This window comes from Streptomyces cyaneochromogenes, from assembly GCF_003963535.1.
Classification (GTDB): domain Bacteria; phylum Actinomycetota; class Actinomycetes; order Streptomycetales; family Streptomycetaceae; genus Streptomyces; species Streptomyces shaanxiensis.
Map to the genome: position 1 here is coordinate 7,810,810 of NZ_CP034539.1, position 19,743 is coordinate 7,830,552.

Genomic DNA, 19,743 nt, shown 5'->3' on the forward strand with positions numbered 1-19,743 from the left:
ATAACTCCTCAAGTGCGGCCCCAGGCACGGTGGGTGGGCCCGCACCGGCCTTCGATCGGACAGGGTCGGGGTCAGGCGGGGTGCCTGGGGCCGTGGCCCGGGGGCGGGGTGAGGGTGGAGCGGTAGGTGCCGGACTCGCCCTCGGTGAGCGGGTTCTCCAGGGTGAGGCCGGCGGCGGCCATGCGGTCGTACTCGGCGAGGATCAGGTTCTTGGTGCGGTACTCGCCGTGCGCTTTGATGTCGTTGTCGCGGACGACATTGAAGGTGTCCAGGATGTACGCCGTGTCGTCGCGGGTGATGCCGTAGAGGTGGAAGAAGAGGGCGTCCAGTTCGGCGCGGATGACGGCTCGGCGGGAGGGGTCCCAGCGGAAGGGGGTACCGGTGTCGTCGAGGTCGCGGGCGAATGGGCTCATGTCGTGTGACGTGTAGGTGAGCTCTAGAATTCGAGGGGTCAAGGAGCTCGCGTGAAGAGCGATGACCTCCGGGGCTATGAAGGGCAGTTGCTCGAACTGAAAGAAGTTCAGGTTGGTGCCGCCGAGTTTCTGCCGCAGAACGTAGTCGAGTGCCATCGATACGCTGTTTCCATAGAACAGGGGGGATTGCTCGAAGTTCCGAGGAATCAGAATGTTTCCGGAATCTCCGAGACCCGCACGGGGGAAGGCGTAGGTAATTACGGTGCGTTCGTCTGATGCGCGGCAAATCTTGCGAAATCCAATCGTCCAACCCCGGTTCCACCCCTTGGAAATCAGGCGGCTGTGGACGCCAGACTCCATGATGGGCTTGCCATTCCTATCGACTTCGCCGGTCGGAACATCCTGTTCCGGCACCCAGTAGCGAGGTAGTGGGACGGCGGAGGCGTCTTGGTGTTGCTCCACACTGAAACGGGGCAGAGTGCGTTCGTTGAGTTGCTTCTCAGTGGCGTTCTCGTATGTGGAGAAGCGATGGTCGTAGTGGTGCATCATCTTCGACTCGTACAGCGGGAGCAGACGTTCCTTGCCGCGGACGAGAACGTTGCCGTCTAGGGTCCATCCTGCTTTGAGGAGGTCGTCGAATGTCTCGCCGTTCTGGGCGGCGGGGCGGAACAGGTGGGAGTCGTTCGACATGTGGAACATGGTCATGAACGAGATATCCCAGGGGTTCCCGCCCACTTCATTCGTCTCGTTGATCAGGACCGGTACTCGACGGTAAATGCCGAGCGTGATGTCTGCATCCCGACGGGACGAGAAGATGGGGCACGTCCCTGTGTTCGGGTTGACGCGGAGGATGTCGCGCGATGTCAGGGTGTACGCGCGGTCGGCGATCTGTGCAACCTGGCGGACCTTGGCAACCATGGAGATGGGGGCGTCAGGGGCGCCCTGGCTGCGCATGGTGAGGAGGACGAAGCGCACGTAGTCCTTGACTGCGGCGAAGAGCTTTTCTTCGTTTCCGAACTCGAACAAGCTGGCCAAGCACCCGCGCTCGACCAAGTCCTTGAAGAAGAACTGTGTCGTCGCATCCGTAGCGATTCCCGTCGGAACGATCACGCCCGTCCGGCCGCGCGGCCCTGTCAGCATGCGGTCTGATTCCGTGAACACGGCGTACGTGTTGATGTCACCGCGCCCCGTCAGCGGGAAACGGATGCTGGTGCGCAGGAAGTGACTCTCGCCTTCTGAGCGGCGCTTCGCAGCCTCGAACTCGGCGTACAGGCGCGCGCCGTCAGGGTCGTCACGCAGTTCGGCAATGAGCCTCTTCCGGGCCGCAGCGTTCTTGGCCTCAGCAATACGCGGATCCCGCTGAGCAAAGAACTCCTGCTCCTGAAGCTTCACCCGCTCCCACGGCGGATTCCCCACCACCGCATCGAATCCCCCAGCCCAGCCCGTACCCGGCTGAACCCCAATCCCCGACTCCGGGACGGAGAAGACCTCCGGAAACTCCAAGTGCCAGTGAAAGAAGCTGTACTGATCCCGCAGCCGCAGAATCTCCTCATGCGTGCCATCCGGCACCACAGACTGATCACGCCCAAGCAGCGCCCGAAACACCTGATCCGTCGGCGCCTCCGGCGCACCCTCATGCTTGGGCCACACAAACGCGGCACACCACGCATCGGCGGCATGCAGGTCCTGCACATACGCGGCCGACTCCACGTACGCCTGATACGCCGACTCCTGCGCCCGCACCTGCTTCAACGAGTTGGCCGGGGCAGCAGTGATCCGGGCCAGCTCTGCGGCGTAACGCTCGTTGCCAGGCAGCGTGTCCGTGTCAAACAGAAGCTCGTCCTGCCCACCCCGCTGGGCCTTGTTCCGCTTGACGAGCCCGGCCGCGTACTTCCGGTCGTCCCCCTCGATCGGCTTGAAGGCGTCATCCGGAACACCGTCCGCCAGCAGCTTCGGCGTCGCGCCGATCAAGCCGTTGCCGTGCTTCACGTGGGCGTCCAGGAACCCGAGCGGCTTACCCGGCTCCATGGCCTCGATCCACAGCGAGACCTTGGCCAACTCCACAGCCATCGGGTTGAGGTCGACACCGTAAATACACCGCGCGACAACCTCGTGCAACGCATGCCGCATCGCATCAACTGTCGGCTCAGGGTTGCGCTCCCGCACCGACGCCACCCGCTTGGCGATGCGACGGGCCGAAGCAACCAGGAAGTGCCCGGACCCACAAGCCGGGTCGCACACCGTAAGCGACAGCAACTCATCGACGATGTCGTCGGCCGGGTCGGGACGACCGGCCTCAACCGCCCGCTGCTCGCCACGCTTCACGGCGTCGTCTATGACCGGGTCGAGCGTCGTATCCAGCAGGCACTCGATCAGCGACGACGGCGTGTAGTAACTCCCCGTCGTCTTACGGCTGTTGCCCGCCACCTCGATCAACTCGAACGAGCGGTCCGTCGCCGAGTGCTTCGGCTCCAGCTCCAGCAGGGACTCGTACACCGAGCCCAGCTCCTCGGCGTCCAGGTGCCGGTAGTCGACCGCCCGCCAGCGCCGCGCGCCCGGGTCACGGACCTGCGCCAGGTGCCGTACGGCAGCAAGCAGCGACTCGTTGGACAGCTTCAACCCGTCCAGTGGCGCGTCGGCCTCCGTGTGCGAGAACAGACCACCGAGACCGGGCAGCCCAAGCTCTGGACGGCCACCCTCCGTCCCCAAAGCATCTAGAACGATCCGCAGAGCCTCGTACTGATCACCATGCGCCGTGCCCTGACGCCGCCGAGCCCGCTCACGCAACCGCGCCGAGGAGAAGTACCGCTCATACGCCTCTCGCTGCCGCTCGCCGGCCTCCGGGTCGAGCAGCGCATCGCGGTCCTCGGCGACGAAGACGAACAGCAGACGGTAGACGAGCCGCAGCAGAGCATCCCGCAGCGCCTTCGGATCGACGTCCTCCCGCAACCGGACATTCTCCGGATGCCGAAGGAACCCGGTCCCGAGCACCGTCAGCGCGTTCTGCACCCCCAGCCGCAGCTGATCCAACGCCCGCGCCCCCGAAGTGACGGCCTCCGCACGCCACTTCTCCAGCCAGCACCCCGCAGGCGCCGCCCCCTCCGCCACCGTGAACCGCGACGCGTGCAGCAAGCTGTACAGCAGCACGAACTCGCTGAACAGCTCACCGTCGAACAGGGCCTCCAGGTCGAACTCGACGTAGGCAGCCGTAGAGAAGGACGACGAGTCACGCAGCAGACGCAGGCGGCGGCCGTTGGTCAGGACCGCCCAGAGGTGGGCCTCAGTCCGGTTGAGGCAGTCCTGGAGCATGGACTGGGCCGGGACCTGGCCGGGCGCCGGGCGCTTGTCCAGCTCCTGGTTCCAGGGGATCAGGTGCACCAGCGCCGGGCCGTGGCGGTGGGAGACCGGGAACCGCTTCTCCGGGTCCGAGTCGGCCGGGATGCCCGCCGCCCCGACCTCCGTCAACGCGCCGAAGTCCAGCTTGCGGAAGAGCTGGGCGAGCCAGTCCGTCCCCGCCCGGCCGGTCGGGTCGGCGGCGGGCGCCCCCGTCTTCGGGTCCGAGGGCAGGGCCGTGCGCAGGTCGCGCCAGAGCGGTTTGAGGTACTCCCAGGCGCGCTCGGCCTCGTCGCGCACGGGCACCGAGGCGGGCAGGCCGTAGTCGGCGGACTTGGTACCCGGCAGGTTCCGCGCCTCGGCGATGCGCAGCAGCATGTCGGCGGGGAGCAGGCCGCCGACCGTGGTGACGGCGGTGAAGGCCAGGGCGGTGCGGGTGGCGGCGGACATCAGGCTTCGGCTCCCGACGAGATAGAAACGGGCTGCTGCGGCAGGTAGACGTACACGCCCAGGACGTCGGCCGGCTCCTGCGGGAGGACCTTCAGGCCGCGGACGATCTCCTCGTTGGCCTTGCGCACCCGGCGGTGCGAGGCGTCGAGTTCGGCGGCCAGGCGCGTGCCGTACTCGGTGAGGTGCGCGGACAGGTCCGACAGGCCGTCGAGGGCACGGGTGATCTGGTTGCGGGCGAGCTGCTCGTGGGTGTTGGCGGCGGCACGGGCCGTGAGGAGCGCGGTGGCCGCGTCGTCGTCCAGCCAGCGGGCGCGCGACGGCATTCCCTCGTACGCAAGCAGCCGGGCGTCCTCCGCGACCAGCTGCCGCTCGCCGGTACGGGACGGCAGGGTGAGGTGGAAGCGGTAGCGGACCAGGAGGAGCGTGGTGCGGATCGTCACCGCGTCCGTGGTCACCACACCGCAGCGGCGGGCCGGGCGGGGGCCCGGTGTGTTCGCGTCGAGCGCCGAGTCCAGGACGTACGAGGCGATGGCGCCGATCGCCGGGTCGGTGCGGACCAGTGCCGCCTCGCCGCGGGCGATCGCCGGTGTCGTACGGAACGGGATCTCCCGGTCCTCCTCGATCAGCCGTCCGCCGAGGGTGGCGGCGAGCGCGTCACGCAGGCCGGCCGGGGCGCCGCCGGCCTGAGCGGTGAAGTCGCCGGTGCCGTCGCGCGGTTCGCGGACCAGCGCGTCCAAGTCGCGCAGCGCCTCGAGGGCGAAATCGCGCACCTCGTCGGCGCCGCCGAGCGCGGCCCGTACGGCGGTGACCTCGCGGGCCACCTCCTCCGGGTGGATGGCACGTTGGGCGTACTTGGAGCGGGAGGTCTTCTCCCGCTCGGCGGCCGAGCTCCACTCGCGCTCGATACGGTCGAACGATTCCTGGTGGCCGTCCATTTCGAACAGGCTCTCCTGGCTGCCCTGCCGTCCGTGCAGCAGCAGCCACTCCACGACGGCGTCGGTGACACCGGAGGCGGTCTCGTCGGGGACGGAGACGGAGATGCCCAGGTCCTTCTTGATCTGCCGGTGCTTCTTGAACAGCACCTCCAGGACCTTGCCGTCGATGCCGTTGTCCTCGCCGTACATGGTGATGACACGGACCTGGTCGCGCTTCTGGCCGTAGCGGTCGACGCGGCCCTCCCGCTGGTCGTGGCGGGTCGGGTTCCAGGCGAGGTCGTAGTGGACCACGGCGTCGAAGTAGTGCTGGAGGTTGACGCCCTCGGAGAGACAGTCCGTGGCGATCAGCACGCGGCGGACGGCCGGGTCGCCGGCCTCCGAGCCCGATGCGTCGGACTCGGCGGCGAGCTGCTCGATGCGCTCCAGACGCTGCTGCGGGGAGAGGGTGCCGGTCACCGCGGCGATCTTCGTCTTCTTGCCGAGCTTGCCCTCCAGCTGTGTGGCGAGGTACTCGGCGGTGGGGATGTAGCGGCAGAAGACGATCGGGTGGTAGCCGTCGGCGATCAGGCCCTTCAGATGCCGGGTGAGTGCCTTCAGCTTCGCGTCCTCGGCCGGTCCCATCAACTGCGCTGCCCGCTGGGAGAGTTCGAGCAGCCGGGCACCCGCCTCCTCCGACTCGGCGGCGCCCGGCGCGACGTCCATGCCCTCCAGCCGGTCGTTCTCGGCGGAGTCGGCCGCCACCGGGGCGCCCAGCGCGTCCGCCTCCTGCGCGGTGCGGGCGGTGGCGGACTCGGAACGTGTCTTCAGGGTCTGTGCGGCGGCCGCCGGGGAGGACACCATCGAGCGCAGCAGAGCGATCACCGACCACCAGGCGATCCGGGCCTCCCGCTTGCCCTGCTCCCCGGCCGCCGTCACGCGGTCCCGTGCGTAGGCGATGGCGTCGTCGAGCAGCGCCCGGTAGGCGGGCGTCAGCTTGTACGGCTCGTCCTTGGTCCAGCGGTCGGACGGGAAGGCGGTCCGCTCGGCCAGGGAGTCGTCGGCGAGACCGTCCTCCTTGGTGAGGTAGTCGCGGACGTCGGCACGCTTGCGGGCCACAAAGTGCTCGGCGAGCTTCGCGCGCCCCGCGGGGGACTCCAGGTCCAGCGTGGCGAGTTCGGGACGCACGAGGCCGAGCAGGTTGCGGAACGCGGACTCCTTGCCGGAGTGCGGCGTCGCGGTCAGCAGGAGCAGGTGCCGGTCTTCCTTGGCGGAGATCCTGCGCAGCAGCTCGTACCGGAGCTGGTTGGCGGCGGACGACGTGCCGCCCTGCGCGCTGTCGTCGGCCGCCACGCAGGCATGGGCCTCGTCGACGATCACCAGGTCGGGGCAGTTCCGTACGAAGTCCTCGCGGTGGCGGGTCGACTTGATGAAGTCCGTCGAGATGATCGTGCAGGGGTGCTTGTCGAACAGGGACTGGCCCAGCTCCAAGCCGCGCTCCAGGCGTGTCACCGTGGAGGCCAGGACCAGTTCGGCGTCGATGGAGAACTTTTCCCGCAGCTCGCCCTGCCACTGCTCGGCCAGCGCAGGGGAGCAGAGCACCGCCAGCCGGGTCGCCTCGCCCTGCGCCAGCAGCTCCTTGGCGATCAGGCCCGCCTCGACCGTCTTGCCGATGCCCACGTCGTCCGAGATCAGCAGCCGTACCGTGCGCTGCCGTAGCGCCATCAGCAGCGGGACCAGCTGGTAGGCCCTGGGCTCCACCGCGATCGACGCCAGCGAGCGGAACGGGCCCGCACCCGAGCGGAACCCGATGCGCAGCGCCGTACGCAGCAGACCGGCGGCCCGCTGGTCGCCCAGATCGGCAGGGCTCGGCGCCGCGAACTCGGCCGGCCGCACCTCCTCGAAGGTGGGGAACACGGCCGCGATGTCGTCCTCGCTCCCGCCCAGGGGGCGCAGCACCAGCATGTCGGGGGCGCTCTCGGGCAGCACCACCCATTCCCGGCCACGGGCGGCGACCAGCGAGCCGGCTGTGTACGTGAGGCTCATGAGATGTCTCAGTTCCTAGAGGTCGAGAGGAGGTCGAGAGGGGGGCGGGGCGGAGCGGTCAACGGAGGTGGAAGTAGGCGGCATTGCGGTCCGCGATGGCGTCCCAGTCAGTGTCCGCCGCGAACCGCAGGACGTCCCAGCCGGCGTCCTCCAGCCGGTACCCGGCCTCGACGTCACGGGTGGAGTCGGCCGGGTGGCCGGGGACGTCGACGAACACGGCGAGGTTGGCGCCGTCGAGGCGGAAAACGAGGTCGGGGCAGGCCCCGGCCTCCGGGACGAGGACTTCCACCTCGTCCGGCAGCCGATAGCCCTTCGCCCTCAGCCAGCCGAGCAGATCACCCTGAGCGACCAGGTCCGCGAGGTCAGCCTCCACCGGGGTCGGCGAGGCCGCCGGGGCCAGCCTGCGGAAGCGCTCGCTGCGGGACTCGCCGCGGTCCTCCCGCTCGGTACGGGAGTTGGCCAGCCGCAGCAGCAGCGGCTGGGCGGCGTGCCGGCTCAGCTGGCGGTGGTGTGTCTGGTTGGCGTACGTCAGCAGACAGGCGTAGCAGCCGCGGGCGCACTTCTCGCCGTCCGCGGGTCCGCCCTCGTCCTCGCCGGTCTCCGGGTCGAAGTGGCAGATGTCCAGGGCGGTTTCGGCGGCCTTGGCGAGAGCGTCCTTGTCGTGCTGGATCCGGCGCAGCACACCGGCACCGCCCTCGGCTGCCTCCGTGAACAGCATGCGTCGGCGCGGGCCGTCGTCCGGCGGCAGCAGCTCCGCAGTCAGTTCGGAGTCCTCCAGCTCGAACGCCGCCTCGATGCCCCGCTCCAGCGCGTACAGGAACGACAGCGCAACCGGCTCGGGCAGCGGCTCCTCCAGAGTGACCACGAGGATGTTGCGGCGGTCCTCCACGAAGGGCAGGACGCGCTTCTTGCGGCGCTTCTCGTTTCCGTCCTCGTCGACCACCGGCATGCCGGTGCCCTCGATGGCGTCCGCGGCGGCCCGGTCGTTGAGCCAGCGGCCGTCGCCCAGGTCCAGCCAGTAGCCGTCCGGCTCGCCCTCCTTGTCGCGGACGCGGCCGAGGTTGGTGATGCGCACGGTCGCCGAGTCGCCGTAGTCCAGGTCGAGAACGGGCGCCCCGCCGGCGTCGGCGACGTGCGAGGTCAGGCGTCCCTTGCGGGCGCCGTGGTCCTGGAACGCGTACGACGTCTCCAGGCGGAAACCGGCCCGGCGGCGCTCCTCCTCGTCGGAGGAGATCCGCTCGCGCGGTGTGGTGTACACGGTGTGCAGGTGGAGCAGGCCCGTGCGCTTGCCGCGCAACTCCTCCCCGCACATGGTGCACTTGTCGGAGCCTGGCTTGACGGCGTAGTGGTAGCCGCAGCCGTCGCAGCGCCTGGCCTCCGCCGTCGCCAGCTCGCCCGACGCGTCCGGCGGCAGCTGCACGCGGGTGACCTGGTAGCGGGCGCCCTCGTGGTAGATGAGCGCGCCGGGGCCGAACTCGCGGATCGCGAGGAACCGGGGACGCTGCAGATAGTCGCCGTCGGCGTTGCGACGGTTGCCGGAGCGCGGGATGTACGCGGCCAGCGGCAGCCGCGGGAAGCTGTAGCCCGGCAGGAACCCCTCGGAGGCCAGATAGCGGTACGGGTTGAAGTCGCTCATCACGGACTTGCTGTCGGTGGAGCGGTTCAGCAGCAGGTTCGTCTGTGTCTCGGCCTCCCGGCGGCGGGAGCGCGCCCGGCTCTGCTCGCCCGGGGAGAGAGTGTGGTCGACGACCCGCTTGTTCTGCTCGTACTGATCGATGACCGCCGCCCGAAAGAGCTGGCGCCACCGGTCGAAAGCGGCGTCGAACTCCTGCGGAGCCCGCTCGATCCGGTCCTCGATCCACTCGTCGTACCACCACGTGGTCGCCTCGAAGTCCGCGATCAGCGGGGCGAGGACGGTACGGGCGGTGTCGGCCGCGCGTCTGCGGGCGTCCTCGTCGAGGGACCGGTTGAGGATCTCGGAACGCAGCGGCAGCGGCATCTGCGGATCGGGGCGGTCGTCGCCGTCCGGGTCGTAGGCGACGTCGACGACCTCCGGGATCGCGGTGCCGAGCTTCATCTCGGTCTCGGCCAGCCAGATGCCCTGGAGATGAGAGCGGACCAGGTCCTCGTTGGCCAGGTCCAGCCGCGGCGGGGCCACCTGGCCCGACACCATGTCCTGGGAGCGGCGGAAGTAGTACTGGTCGTGGCTGTTGCCCGTCGCGCAGTACGTGGTCACCAGCGCGGGCTGACCGGAACGGCCCGCCCGGCCCGAGCGCTGTGCGTAGTTCGCCGGGGTCGGCGGCACATTGCGCATCATCACGGCGTTGAGCGAGGAGATGTCCACGCCCAGTTCCATCGTCGGCGAGCAGTACAGCAGAGGCAGTCTGGCCTCCCGGAACTGCTCCTCGCGCTCCAGCCGGTCCTCCGGAAGCACCTGAGCGGTGTGCTCCCGCGCGAACAGACCGGCCAGCTCGGCGGCCGCCGTCCGGTACAGGTCCCGGAAGAACGGGTTGACGCGCGGGCCCTCCCCGCTGCTGTAGGTGCGCGCGAGCGGGTCGACCGCGCCGCGTTCACCGTTCCCGGCGCGCCAGATCAGGTGCGCGGCGGACACCCGGTAGCCGGTGCGCTTCTGCGCCGCACGGCGACGGTAGGCCGGACCGGAGGACTCGGGGGTCGCGTCCACCTCGCGCACCAGGTCGGCGTCGCGCAACACCTTCAGCAGGTCTTCGATGACGGACTGAACGTCGTCCAGGCTCACGGACGCCTCACGCAGCTCCGGCATGTTGCGCCGCAGGTACTTGCCGAACTTGCCGCGGGCCGACAGGAACAGCGCGGAGCGCTCCATACCCGGTCGTGAGCCATACGGATAGGCGGTTCCGACGACCGGCCGGTCGCTCTCGCTCAGCACCCACGCCCCGGTCAGCCGCTCCTCGCTCGCCCGCTGAAGGGTGTCGAAGTCGTCGCGGAAGTACTGCACGTCGATGGCGAGAGCCCGACGCATGAAGTCGAGCAGCGTACGGGCGACCTCCTCGCGCAGCGCCGGATCGGCGTCGCGCAGCACGGCGTGCGCGGACTGCCAGCGCTCGTCGTTGGCGGCGAGCCAGTCCAGATCCTCGTAGTCGATCCGCAGCAGTCCCGTCTGCTCCAGGTTCGGCATCGTGATGCGCCAGCCGCGCTCCAGGTCGCGGTAGAGGCGGTATCCGACGACGTCGCGGAAGGTCTTCACCGCCCGGCGCTCCATGGCAGGGGTCAGGTCCGCGCCGTCCGTGTACTCGCGGGGCGTCAGGCCCATTACCTCGGTGACGGCCTCGGCGAGGTCGTCGTGGTTCAGCCCTTCCTCACCGGCACGCACAGCTGCCTGGTAGAGGGCGCCACGCAACTGGGTCACCTGAGCGAAGTCGTTGAAGTGCCCGGCCTGGAGCGAGGCGTCCTGCCGGTTGTCGACGAACGTCAGGAGCTTGCGCGCCTCTTTGCTCAGGCTCTCCTCCGGTACAGCCCGCAGCGACTTCACGATCGACGCGGAGATCAGCGAGGTCGCCGAGGACCGTCCCTCCTGGTCCAGGGTGGCCAGCTTGGCGAAGTCCCGGCCGCGGGTCTGCTCGTAGGAGACCTGGCAGTGCACGCAGAACAGGAACGGCGCCGGGACGAACGCCGCCACCAGCCCTTCGCCCGCTTCGTTTCCGTGGGCGTCCACGACGACACGCTTGGGCAGACGCGGCTTGTAGGACTTCTTGACGACCGTCACGCCCTGCGCGTCCGGCTCCAGCCACGACTCCGGCAACCGTCTGTCGTCCACTGCCTTCTGCGGATCTGCCGGCCACTCGTAGTCCTGCCCGGGCATGCCCAGGTACAGGTAGCCCTCGCCCGCGCGGCCACCGGAGGCGGAGGTGTCCCGGCGCGGCTCGTAGCGGAACGCGCCGCCGTCCTCGGTGCGCCAGACCGTCAGGTATTCCTGGCCGCACTCACGGCAGAACGCCAGCGGGAACAGCGGCTTGCCGTCGCTGTCCGGCTGCTCCAGCTGGTAGGTGCGCGTCAGCGGCCGGGTGAGCGGATCCTCGAGCGTCGTGTAGACGGTGTCGCCCTTGGAGAGGAACTGGTGCAGCCGGAACGCGAACAGCGGCCGCTCCGTCACCGGGTGCTTTGCCTGCGCGCCCGCCTCCAGGGTCGTACGGATCGCCTCGCGCACGCTCTCCTCGGGCACCCCGGACTCTTCAGCCAGCTCGGCCGCCGCCTCCTCGACGGTGCCCGGAGGGCAGCGGCGCAACCGCCCCGTACCCTTTTCGTCCTCCAGGCCGAACCGGGACTCCACCCAGCGGGCCAGCGGATCCTTCGTCAACGCCTCGTACGAGCGGGGCGCCGCCGGCACCCGCAGCCGCTCGGCGGGCAGGGACTCGGGGGCCTCCCCGGTCGCCCGGACCAGGGTCTCCCCGATGACCCGCTTCGGCAGCACCGTCGTACCGAACAACCGGCCGGCGACCCTGGCCACCTCACGCTGCTGGTCCTCCCAGGAGCCTTCAGTGGACATGGTCGCCGAGGTGCCGATGCACTGCAGCGTCGTGGACGCGCGGCAGGCCTCACGCACCCGGCGGATCAGGAACGCCACGTCCGCGCCCTGCCGGCCCCGGTAGGTGTGCAGCTCGTCGAAGACGAGGAACTGGAGCCCCTCGGCCATGCGGATCAGGCTGGACCGGTCGTCCGGCCGGGTCAGCATCAGCTCCAGCATCACGTAGTTGGTCAGCAGAATGTCCGGAGGGTTCTTCCGCAGCTGCCGGCGGTCCTCGTCGGACTCCTGGCCGGTGTAGCGGGCGAACGTGACCGGCTCGCGCCCCTTCCCGAAACCGTGGCGCAGGTACTTCTCCAGCTCCCCCAGCTGCGAGTTGGCCAGCGCGTTCATCGGGTAGACGACGATCGCGCGCACCCGGCCGCCGGCGCCCGGCCCCGCCGCCTGACGCTCCTTCAGTACGTGGTCCACGATCGGGACGATGTACGACAGGGACTTGCCGGAACCGGTGCCGGTCGTGAGCACATAGGAGTCGCCTGCCTGCGCGGCCTCGATCGCCTGCCGCTGGTGGAGGTGGAACGTCAGCGGCCGGCCGTCCGGACGCTGCGAGGTCTCCTTCTTGTCGGCCTGGAAGATCTCCGCGCACTTCGGGTGCAGCACTCCGTCTCGTACGAGGTCGGTGACCTGCCCGCCGTCGGCGAAGAACGGGTTCAGCGACAGCCACGGGTCGGGCCACTGCGACTTCGCCGCCAGGTCTTCCTCGACGAAGTTGTCGATCCGGGCGTCCCGGATCACCGTCGCGCTCTTGGTGAAGTTCTTGTACTCGCTGATCAGGTCGGCATGGATGCCGAAGACGTCCATCGCCTCGGGAAGGCGCGGCTCCCTGCGCGGCACGGGTGCGGGGGCGGCCGGGGCAGGCTCGGGGAGCAGGGCACGCAGTCGTGCCACCGGGTCCATCACCTGCCAGTGCGGAGCCAGCAGGGCGGCCGTGTCGTCCGGTGCGAGCGCGAGCGGGACCAGCGTCTCACGGACCAGGGCGGCGTTCTCGGGCCGCAGGTCGGCATCCTTCTCCAGAAGCCGGTCCACCAGCCGGACCAGTTCGGCGGGCAGGTCCGGGCGCACCAGAGTGAGCCGCGGTGGCTTCTCGTGCTGGTGCTGTTCGGAGAGTTCGTACGGGGTTCTGGCGGAGAACGGCGGCCGCCCTATCAGCAGCTCGTACAGGATGCAGCCGAGCGCGTAGAGGTCGGCCGACGCGGAGACCCGTTCGGCGCGGAACTGTTCGGGGGCCATGTAGCGAGCCGTGCCGACGCTGACGCCTGTGCTGGTCAGACGGGTCTGGTCGGGATCGTCGACAACCGAACCCATGCCGAAGTCGAGGACCTTTACGGTGCCGTCGCGGGTCAGCATCGCATTGGCCGGCTTCAGATCACGGTGGACGACCCCGGCGGTGTGTGCGGCGGCGAGACCGGCGGCGAGCTGTGCCCCGATGGCGGCGACCCAGGAGACCGGCAGCTGAGGCTCCTCGTCGATGAGGTCCGCGAGCGGATGGCCGTCCAGCAACTCCATGGCCAGGTAGGGCAGGCCGCTGCCGCCCGGCGCCCGGTCCACGCCGCCGTCGATCAGCAGGGTGAGGTTCGGGTGGCCCTGGGAGAGCATGCGCATGATCCGCACTTCGCGGCGGAAGCGGTCGATCTCCTTGCCGGACCCCGAGGCATCGACGGCGACTCCGGTCCGGCTGCGCAACACGGTCTTGACGGCGACTTCCCGGTGCGGGGAGTCCGCGGCCGCCTGAAGGTCCTCGGCCCGGTGCACCTCGCCCATGTTCCCGCGGCCCAGGATCCCCACGATCCGGAACCGTCCGTCGACCGTCTCCAGGCGCACTTGCCCTCCCCGTCTCACCCGTCGCATACAAGGTGGGTACATTCCGTAGGGAGCGTATACCTTCACCTGTTGCGAGCATCACATCATCCTGTTGACGTTGTCAACGCGTCGTTCATGCGGGCCTTGGCTTGAAAGCCTCGCTCCTTTGTTCCCCGTGCTTACAGTCATCTTTTTCAGTGCAGGTCTCGAGGGAGGCCGGGGCTGGCCAGGGCTGTGGCGTGACAGGGGGCGGGGTTGAACAAGCCAGCAGGATTGCCGTATCCGGTCAAGGAACTGCTGACGGCCGCGCGATTGGAAGTCGCCGCGGAACTGCGCAGCGACGGCAAGGACGGCAGCAAGGTCTCGCTCTCGGCGGGGCGCCGGGTGTCCAGTGTCGACGGCAGTCACGAGTACCTGTTCGACTGCAAGAGATGGCTGGACGAACTCGACGGCAAGGCGGTGCTTGTGCGCGCGTCGAGATCGACGGGTGCGTGGACACCGGCGGAGGTGTCGCGCATGCCCGAGGGCAAGGTGCGCGTCGTGACAGAGGCGGACCTCGGACCAACCCCCTCCCATGCGCAGATCAGGGAAGACGACGCGGCTCCCTGGCGCGTTCTCGTAGAACGGCTGGAGACGGTGGGGCAGCCGAATCACCCGGTCCGGGCGGAACGCGCGGCCTGGACTCTGGGACAGGGGGACCCCCGGCCGGGGAGACGTGCAGGAGCCACCGCCCAATGGGTCGCGAACTGGGCGTCTCTCCAGCTCAACCCTCGTCAGCGCCAGGCGGTGGAACAAGCCCTCGACGGTGACGTGCTGTTCCTGTGGGGCCCGCCGGGGACGGGGAAGACCGATGTTGTCGGGCACATCGTCGAAGGGTGCTACCGCCAGGGGCACTCGGTGCTCTTCCTGGCTCCCACCAACGTCGCCGTGGACCAGGCTCTGGAACGCATATGTGAGCTGCTCTCGCAAGAGGAGGGGTTCGACGACGGGCTCGTGCAGCGCGCGGGGGCCATCGCCGGCGTCTCGCTGAGGGACAAGTACGGAGACCAAATTGACGCCGAACGGATCGCGGCGCGACTGAGCGCCCACCTCGATGAGTCCCTCACACACCTCGCCGCGGCCTTGCGGCATTCCCGAGCGGGCATCGCCGTCCACGACAGGGTGGATGGCCTTCGTACGGACCTCGCCGCTGCTCGGCGTGCTCAGACCGATGCGGGCATCAGACGGACGGGCCACGCTCAAGCCCAGAACACCGCTCGATCCGTGATCGCCGCCCAAGAGGAAGTGATCAGGAAGACAGGAGCCCCGACCGGCATCTTCGCCGGCCGTAAGCAGGCCCAGCTCGACAAGGCGCAGGCCGCTCTCCACCAGGCCCGCATCGACGTCCAGCAGGCGTCGACGGGGCTGGCGGCAGCGGACCGTGACCTGCGCCGGGCTGCGGGCGAGGCCGAGAGGCTGGACAAAGCGCTCACAGCCGAACAGCCGAAGCTCTCCGTGCTGCCCGCCCGCTCGACCCTGCTGTCCCAGGCCGAGCACATCCAGCAGCAGATCGGCGAACTGGAGGAACAGCGCCGGAAGATCAAGGAGACCGTGCGCTCGAAATGCCGGGTCCTCGGTGCGACGGTGACCATGGCCGTGCAGGTGCGCAAACTTCTCGACCGAGTGGACGTGGTCGTCGTCGACGAGGCCGGGATGGTCAATCTGCCGTCCGCCTGGTACGCCGCCGGACTGGCAGGGAAGCGGATCGTGTTCGCAGGGGACTTCCGTCAGCTGCCAGCGGTGACAAAAGGGGACAGCGACCGCAAGGCAACGGAGGCCGAGCAGGAGCACACTCGTCAGTGGACGGCCCGGGACGTGTTCTCCAGTGCGGGCCTGGTGAGCGTGGGCGGATCGGTGATGCCGGATGCCCGGCTCGTCGCACTCGACACCCAGTACCGCATGCGGAGCGCGATCTGCGACCTCGTCAACACCGTCGCGTACCCGGACGCACCACTGAGGACCGGCCGCGACGACGATTCGCGGATTCCGTTCAACGGACTGGTCGACGCGCCACTGATCCTCGTCGACACCTCGCACCGGCGCATCCGTGGTCGCGATCACCAGACCAACACCGTTCATGAGGCCGCCGTCCACGAACTCGTCCGCGGACTTCAGTACGAGGGCGTGCTGCCCGGCCGCAAGTGGGATGACGTGCCGGTTGGTGAGAGGGCAACCGGCCGTCTGGCCGTGATCGCCCCGTACAAAAAGCAGGTCCAGGCGCTCAAGGGCAGCCTCGGCTACCGTTTCGGGGAACAGTTCGAGGGCCTGGTCGACACCGTGCACCGCTTCCAGGGCAGCCAGCGCCCCATCGTCATCGTCGACACGACGGCAGGGGCCGGCAGTCAGCCCGGCTACTTCTTCCAGGGCACCGGACTGTCCTCGAACACCTGCCGGTTGCTCAACGTCGCGCTCAGCCGGGCCCAGGACCACCTCATCGTCATCGCGGACGTCGAGCATCTACGGCAGCACCTGTCCGCGACCAGCGAAGCACGACGGATGCTCGACCATCTCGAAGCGCACGCCCAGTGCATATCCGTCGACCAGCTCATCCCCGTCCGTGAGGCCGCACAACTCGCCTCGCTCTCCGAGGACGAACTCGCCCGGCCGGCCTTCTTTCCGGCCGACGAGGTGCCTCGCGCCGTGAGCTGGGACATTGACCGGGCCGCGCGCAGCATCGAGGTCTACTGTCCCTTCCTCGATCCACGACCCGTACGCACATGGGCTACGCAACTGGCCAAGCGAGTGGCGGACGGTGTCAGCGTGACCGTCCGCACCAGGCCGCCCGAGGAGCAGTCCTCGGACGCTGCTGTGGAGCGCGTCCGCGGACTCGTCCAGGAACTGCGGGCGGCCGGATGCCAGGTGGAGTTCCGTGAACGCATGCATGAGAAGGTGCTCATTCTCGATGCCGCTGTGCTCTGGCACGGTTCGCTCAACCTGCTGGCGAACTCGGGCCCGACGGATCTGATGATGCGCCTCACGGACCCCGCCGCATGCAAACGCGTAGGGCGCGTGATCGAGCGGGCACGCAAGGAGCGAGCCGCGTGGAATCCAAGGGCCTCTCGTCCGTCGGACGGCCCGACCGCGACGCGGGGTGGAAGTCGGCTCTACCTGAATGTTCCTTATGCCGAGAAGGACGAGGCGAAGCGTTTGCTCGGTGCGCGGTGGGACAGTGCGCGCCGCCAGTGGTATGTGGATGCGGACCACGTCAGCCGCGAGCAGGCGTCGAGATGGTTGCCGAACCGTCTTGACGGAGACGGCGATTCCTGAGGGCACGCCCCTTCTGCCGAGCCGGGCGAGATGCACGTAATGCAGGTGTGCAGGCAGGCGTTGGCTGATTGGCGCCCTTTTCGGGCCTCGTCGATGGTTTCACCCTGAAGGAACGTGAAGGAAGCCGTGCACGGGCAGCGCTGAGGGGGACGCCATGTCCGTACCGCTCTACGTTCCCGTGCTGCCGACTCGGCCACATGCTGTGTCCGCCTACCGCGCGTTGACGCCGGACATACAGCGCCGGATCGCTCCGTTGTGGACGCTGCCACCTCGTCCCGGTTTCCTGCCGGCCCCGCTGGCCCAACGGATCCGGAAGGAGTCCGGTGACGTCACCACTGCCCATCGTCATGGGGTCGGCTGGCTGGACGCGCCGTTTGCCGACGACATCGAAGCCGACGTCCTGTCCGACGCTCTCTCTCCTGGGTGGTGGGATCACCGCAATCTGTGGCCCGTCACCGGGCCGGGGCGCCCGGCCGCACAGCAATCGCTGGCCCTTGCCGTGGCACGACGACGCGAGGACGGGCTGGGATTGCGGGTGAGGCTTCCTGGGGCGTGGAACGACAGCACGACTTCGGAAGTCATTGACCTGCTGGAACGACTTCCGCCGAGGTACCCCGTCGACCTGCTCCTCGACCTCGGCACTGTCCTGCCCGACCGCCCAGATGCGGCAAAGGAGGGCTTGCGCGCCCTGGATGCCCTCGTCCCGCTCACCTCATGGCGCACGGTCACCGCTATGGCCGGTGGCTTCCCAGATCCGCCGTCCGACTTCCGTGAAGGTGTCCCGTACGAGGCGCCCCGCTCGGACTGGGAGACCTGGGAAGAGATTCAGCACAGCGAACGTAGCTACCTTTCCCGACTGATTTACGGCGACTACGGCATTCATCCCGCCACATATGTGGCACAGGTTCCACCCTCCCGCAACGGGGGTCCGCCGTGGGGTGTCCTTCGGTACACGACCGCCCGTTCCTACCACCTGTCCAAAGTGCCGCACGGTATTAAGTACGACGACACCAACCGGGAGGCCGCCGGATCTCTCACCCGCCTCGCGGACTTCCGGGGTCCCGGGGCGGGCGCAGGGGAGAGGTGGCTGCGAGACCGGACCCAGGGCATGACCAGCACGGGCAACCACACCGTCTGGAATCGGGTGGGGAACGTTCAGCACCTGACCTTTGTAGCTCGAAGTCTCGCAGGGTGATAGCGGATTGCTCCCGATGCGACGGCTACCCATCGCGGCCAACCGGGAGCACTCCCCATGAGGCCGCAAGTCCCTGAGAAGTCCCAGAGGCGCTGCCGCATCCACCCCGACCTGTGTTTGTACTGGTCGAAATGGGTGCAGCGGCGTTATCCGGAGCTGCGTCAGATGTCCCGGAAGATCTCGATCTGCGCCCCGATCGAGTTCAGGCGCTCCGCGAGGTCCTCGTACCCCCGGTTGATGACATACACGTTCCGCAGCACGGACGTGCCCTCCGCCGCCATCATCGCCAGCAGCACGACCACGGCGGGCCGCAGCGCGGGCGGGCACATCATCTCGGCGGCGCGCCAGCGGGTCGGGCCCTCGACCAGGACGCGGTGCGGGTCGAGCAACTGCAGGCGGCCGCCGAGGCGGTTGAGGTCGGTGAGGTAGATCGCGCGGTTGTCGTAGACCCAGTCGTGGATGAGGGTCTTGCCCGACGCGACGGCCGCGATGGCCGCGAAGAACGGGACGTTGTCGATGTTCAGACCCGGGAACGGCATCGGGTGGATCTTGTCGATCGGCGCCTCCAGCTTGGAGGGCCGGACCGTCAGGTCCACCAGGCGCGTACGGCCGTTGTCGGCGAAGTACTCCGGCGTACGGTCGTGGTCGAGGCCCATCTCCTCCAGGACCGCGAGCTCGATCTCCAGGAACTCGATGGGGACGCGACGCACCGTCAGTTCCGACTCCGTCACCACCGCCGCGGCCAGCAGGCTCATCGCCTCGACCGGGTCCTCCGACGGCGAGTAGTCCACGTCGGCGTCGATGTCCGGCACGCCGTGCACGGTGAGCGTGGTGGTGCCGATGCCCTCGACCCGGACGCCGAGCGCCTCCAGGAAGAAGCACAGGTCCTGGACCATGTAGTTGGAGGAGGCGTTGCGGATGACCGTGACGCCCTCGTACCGCGCGGCGGCCAGCAGCGCGTTCTCGGTCACCGTGTCGCCGCGCTCGGTCAGCACGATCGGACGGTCGGGGCGGACGGCCCGGTCGACCGTGGCGTGGTACTGCCCCTCGGTCGCCGCCACGTCCAGACCGAACCGGCGCAGCGCGATCATGTGCGGCTCGATGGTCCGGGTGCCGAGGTCGCAGCCGCCGGCGTACGGCAGCTTGAAGAGGTCCATACGGTGCAGCAGCGGGCCGAGGAACATGATGATGGACCGGGTCCGTACGGCCGCCTCGGCGTCGATCGCCGCCATGTTCAGCTCGGCCGGCGGCACGATCTCCAGGTCGACACCGTCGTTGATCCAACGGGTGCGCACGCCGATGGAGTTGAGCACCTCCAGGAGACGGTAGACCTCCTCGATGCGGGCGACGCGACGCAGCACCGTGCGGCCCCTGTTGAGCAGCGAGGCGCACAGCAGGGCCACGCAGGCGTTCTTGCTGGTCTTGACGTCGATGGAACCGGACAGCCGACGTCCGCCGACGACCCTCAGATGCATCGGCCCGGCGTACCCCAGGGACACGATCTCGCTGTCCAGGGCTTCACCGATTCGGGCGATCATCTCAAGGCTGATGTTCTGGTTGCCGCGCTCGATGCGATTGACGGCGCTCTGGGAGGTGCCGAGCGCCTCGGCGAGCTGCGTCTGTGTCCAGCCCCGGTGTTGCCGGGCGTCACGGATGAGCTTGCCGATGCGTACGAGGTAGTCGTCTGCCATGGGGTTGAGGTTATCTCAGATATGAGATGACACATCC

The 19,743-nt window shown here is 68.7% G+C and carries 6 protein-coding genes; 2 read left to right on the plus strand and 4 right to left on the minus strand.

Annotated features, from left to right (window positions below; translation table 11 throughout):
* Window positions 1-71: 71 nt before the first annotated feature.
* From EJ357_RS35460 to EJ357_RS35470, 3 genes are read right to left on the minus strand one after another with little or no spacing between them, the layout of a single operon-like run.
* Window positions 72-4,196: an Eco57I restriction-modification methylase domain-containing protein gene (locus EJ357_RS35460; protein ID WP_126395763.1), complete on the minus strand. Its 4,125-nt coding sequence runs from the start codon at window positions 4,194-4,196 to the stop codon at window positions 72-74.
* Complete coding sequence (locus tag EJ357_RS35465) at window positions 4,196-7,153, minus strand: DEAD/DEAH box helicase (RefSeq protein ID WP_126395764.1); 2,958 nt, start codon at window positions 7,151-7,153, stop codon at window positions 4,196-4,198. Before EJ357_RS35465 ends, EJ357_RS35460 begins: the two co-directional genes overlap by 1 nt.
* Before the next feature lie 58 nt (window positions 7,154-7,211).
* Window positions 7,212-13,562: a protein kinase domain-containing protein gene (locus EJ357_RS35470; RefSeq protein ID WP_175647633.1), complete on the minus strand. Its 6,351-nt coding sequence runs from the start codon at window positions 13,560-13,562 to the stop codon at window positions 7,212-7,214.
* 207 nt (window positions 13,563-13,769) lie between these two features.
* Between EJ357_RS35470 and EJ357_RS35475 the strand changes: the two genes are divergently transcribed.
* Both EJ357_RS35475 and EJ357_RS35480 read left to right on the plus strand, forming a co-directional pair.
* Window positions 13,770-16,820, plus strand: coding sequence for an AAA domain-containing protein (locus EJ357_RS35475; protein ID WP_188142312.1), 3,051 nt, complete (start codon window positions 13,770-13,772; stop codon window positions 16,818-16,820).
* Window positions 16,821-16,974: 154 nt separating this feature from the next.
* A complete protein-coding gene (locus EJ357_RS35480) occupies window positions 16,975-18,015 on the plus strand; it encodes a beta family protein (RefSeq protein WP_126395766.1) in 1,041 nt (346 codons plus the stop codon).
* Window positions 18,016-18,176: 161 nt separating this feature from the next.
* Here EJ357_RS35480 and EJ357_RS35485 read toward each other — a convergent pair whose 3' ends face one another.
* On the minus strand, window positions 18,177-19,706 hold the full coding sequence (locus tag EJ357_RS35485) for a helix-turn-helix domain-containing protein (RefSeq protein ID WP_126395767.1): 1,530 nt from the start codon (window positions 19,704-19,706) through the stop codon (window positions 18,177-18,179).
* Window positions 19,707-19,743: the final 37 nt, after the last annotated feature.

What these genes read in the sequence shown, in the direction of transcription:
- EJ357_RS35460 (WP_126395763.1), bottom strand. Translation starts at nt 4,196, where the DNA reads ATGTCCGCCGCCACCCGCACCGCCCTGGCCTTCACCGCCGTCACCACG.
- EJ357_RS35465 (WP_126395764.1), bottom strand. Translation starts at nt 7,153, where the DNA reads ATGAGCCTCACGTACACAGCCGGCTCGCTGGTCGCCGCCCGTGGCCGG.
- EJ357_RS35470 (WP_175647633.1), bottom strand. Translation starts at nt 13,562, where the DNA reads ATGCGACGGGTGAGACGGGGAGGGCAAGTGCGCCTGGAGACGGTCGAC.
- EJ357_RS35485 (WP_126395767.1), bottom strand. Translation starts at nt 19,706, where the DNA reads ATGGCAGACGACTACCTCGTACGCATCGGCAAGCTCATCCGTGACGCC.
- EJ357_RS35480 (WP_126395766.1), top strand. Translation starts at nt 16,975, where the DNA reads ATGTCCGTACCGCTCTACGTTCCCGTGCTGCCGACTCGGCCACATGCT.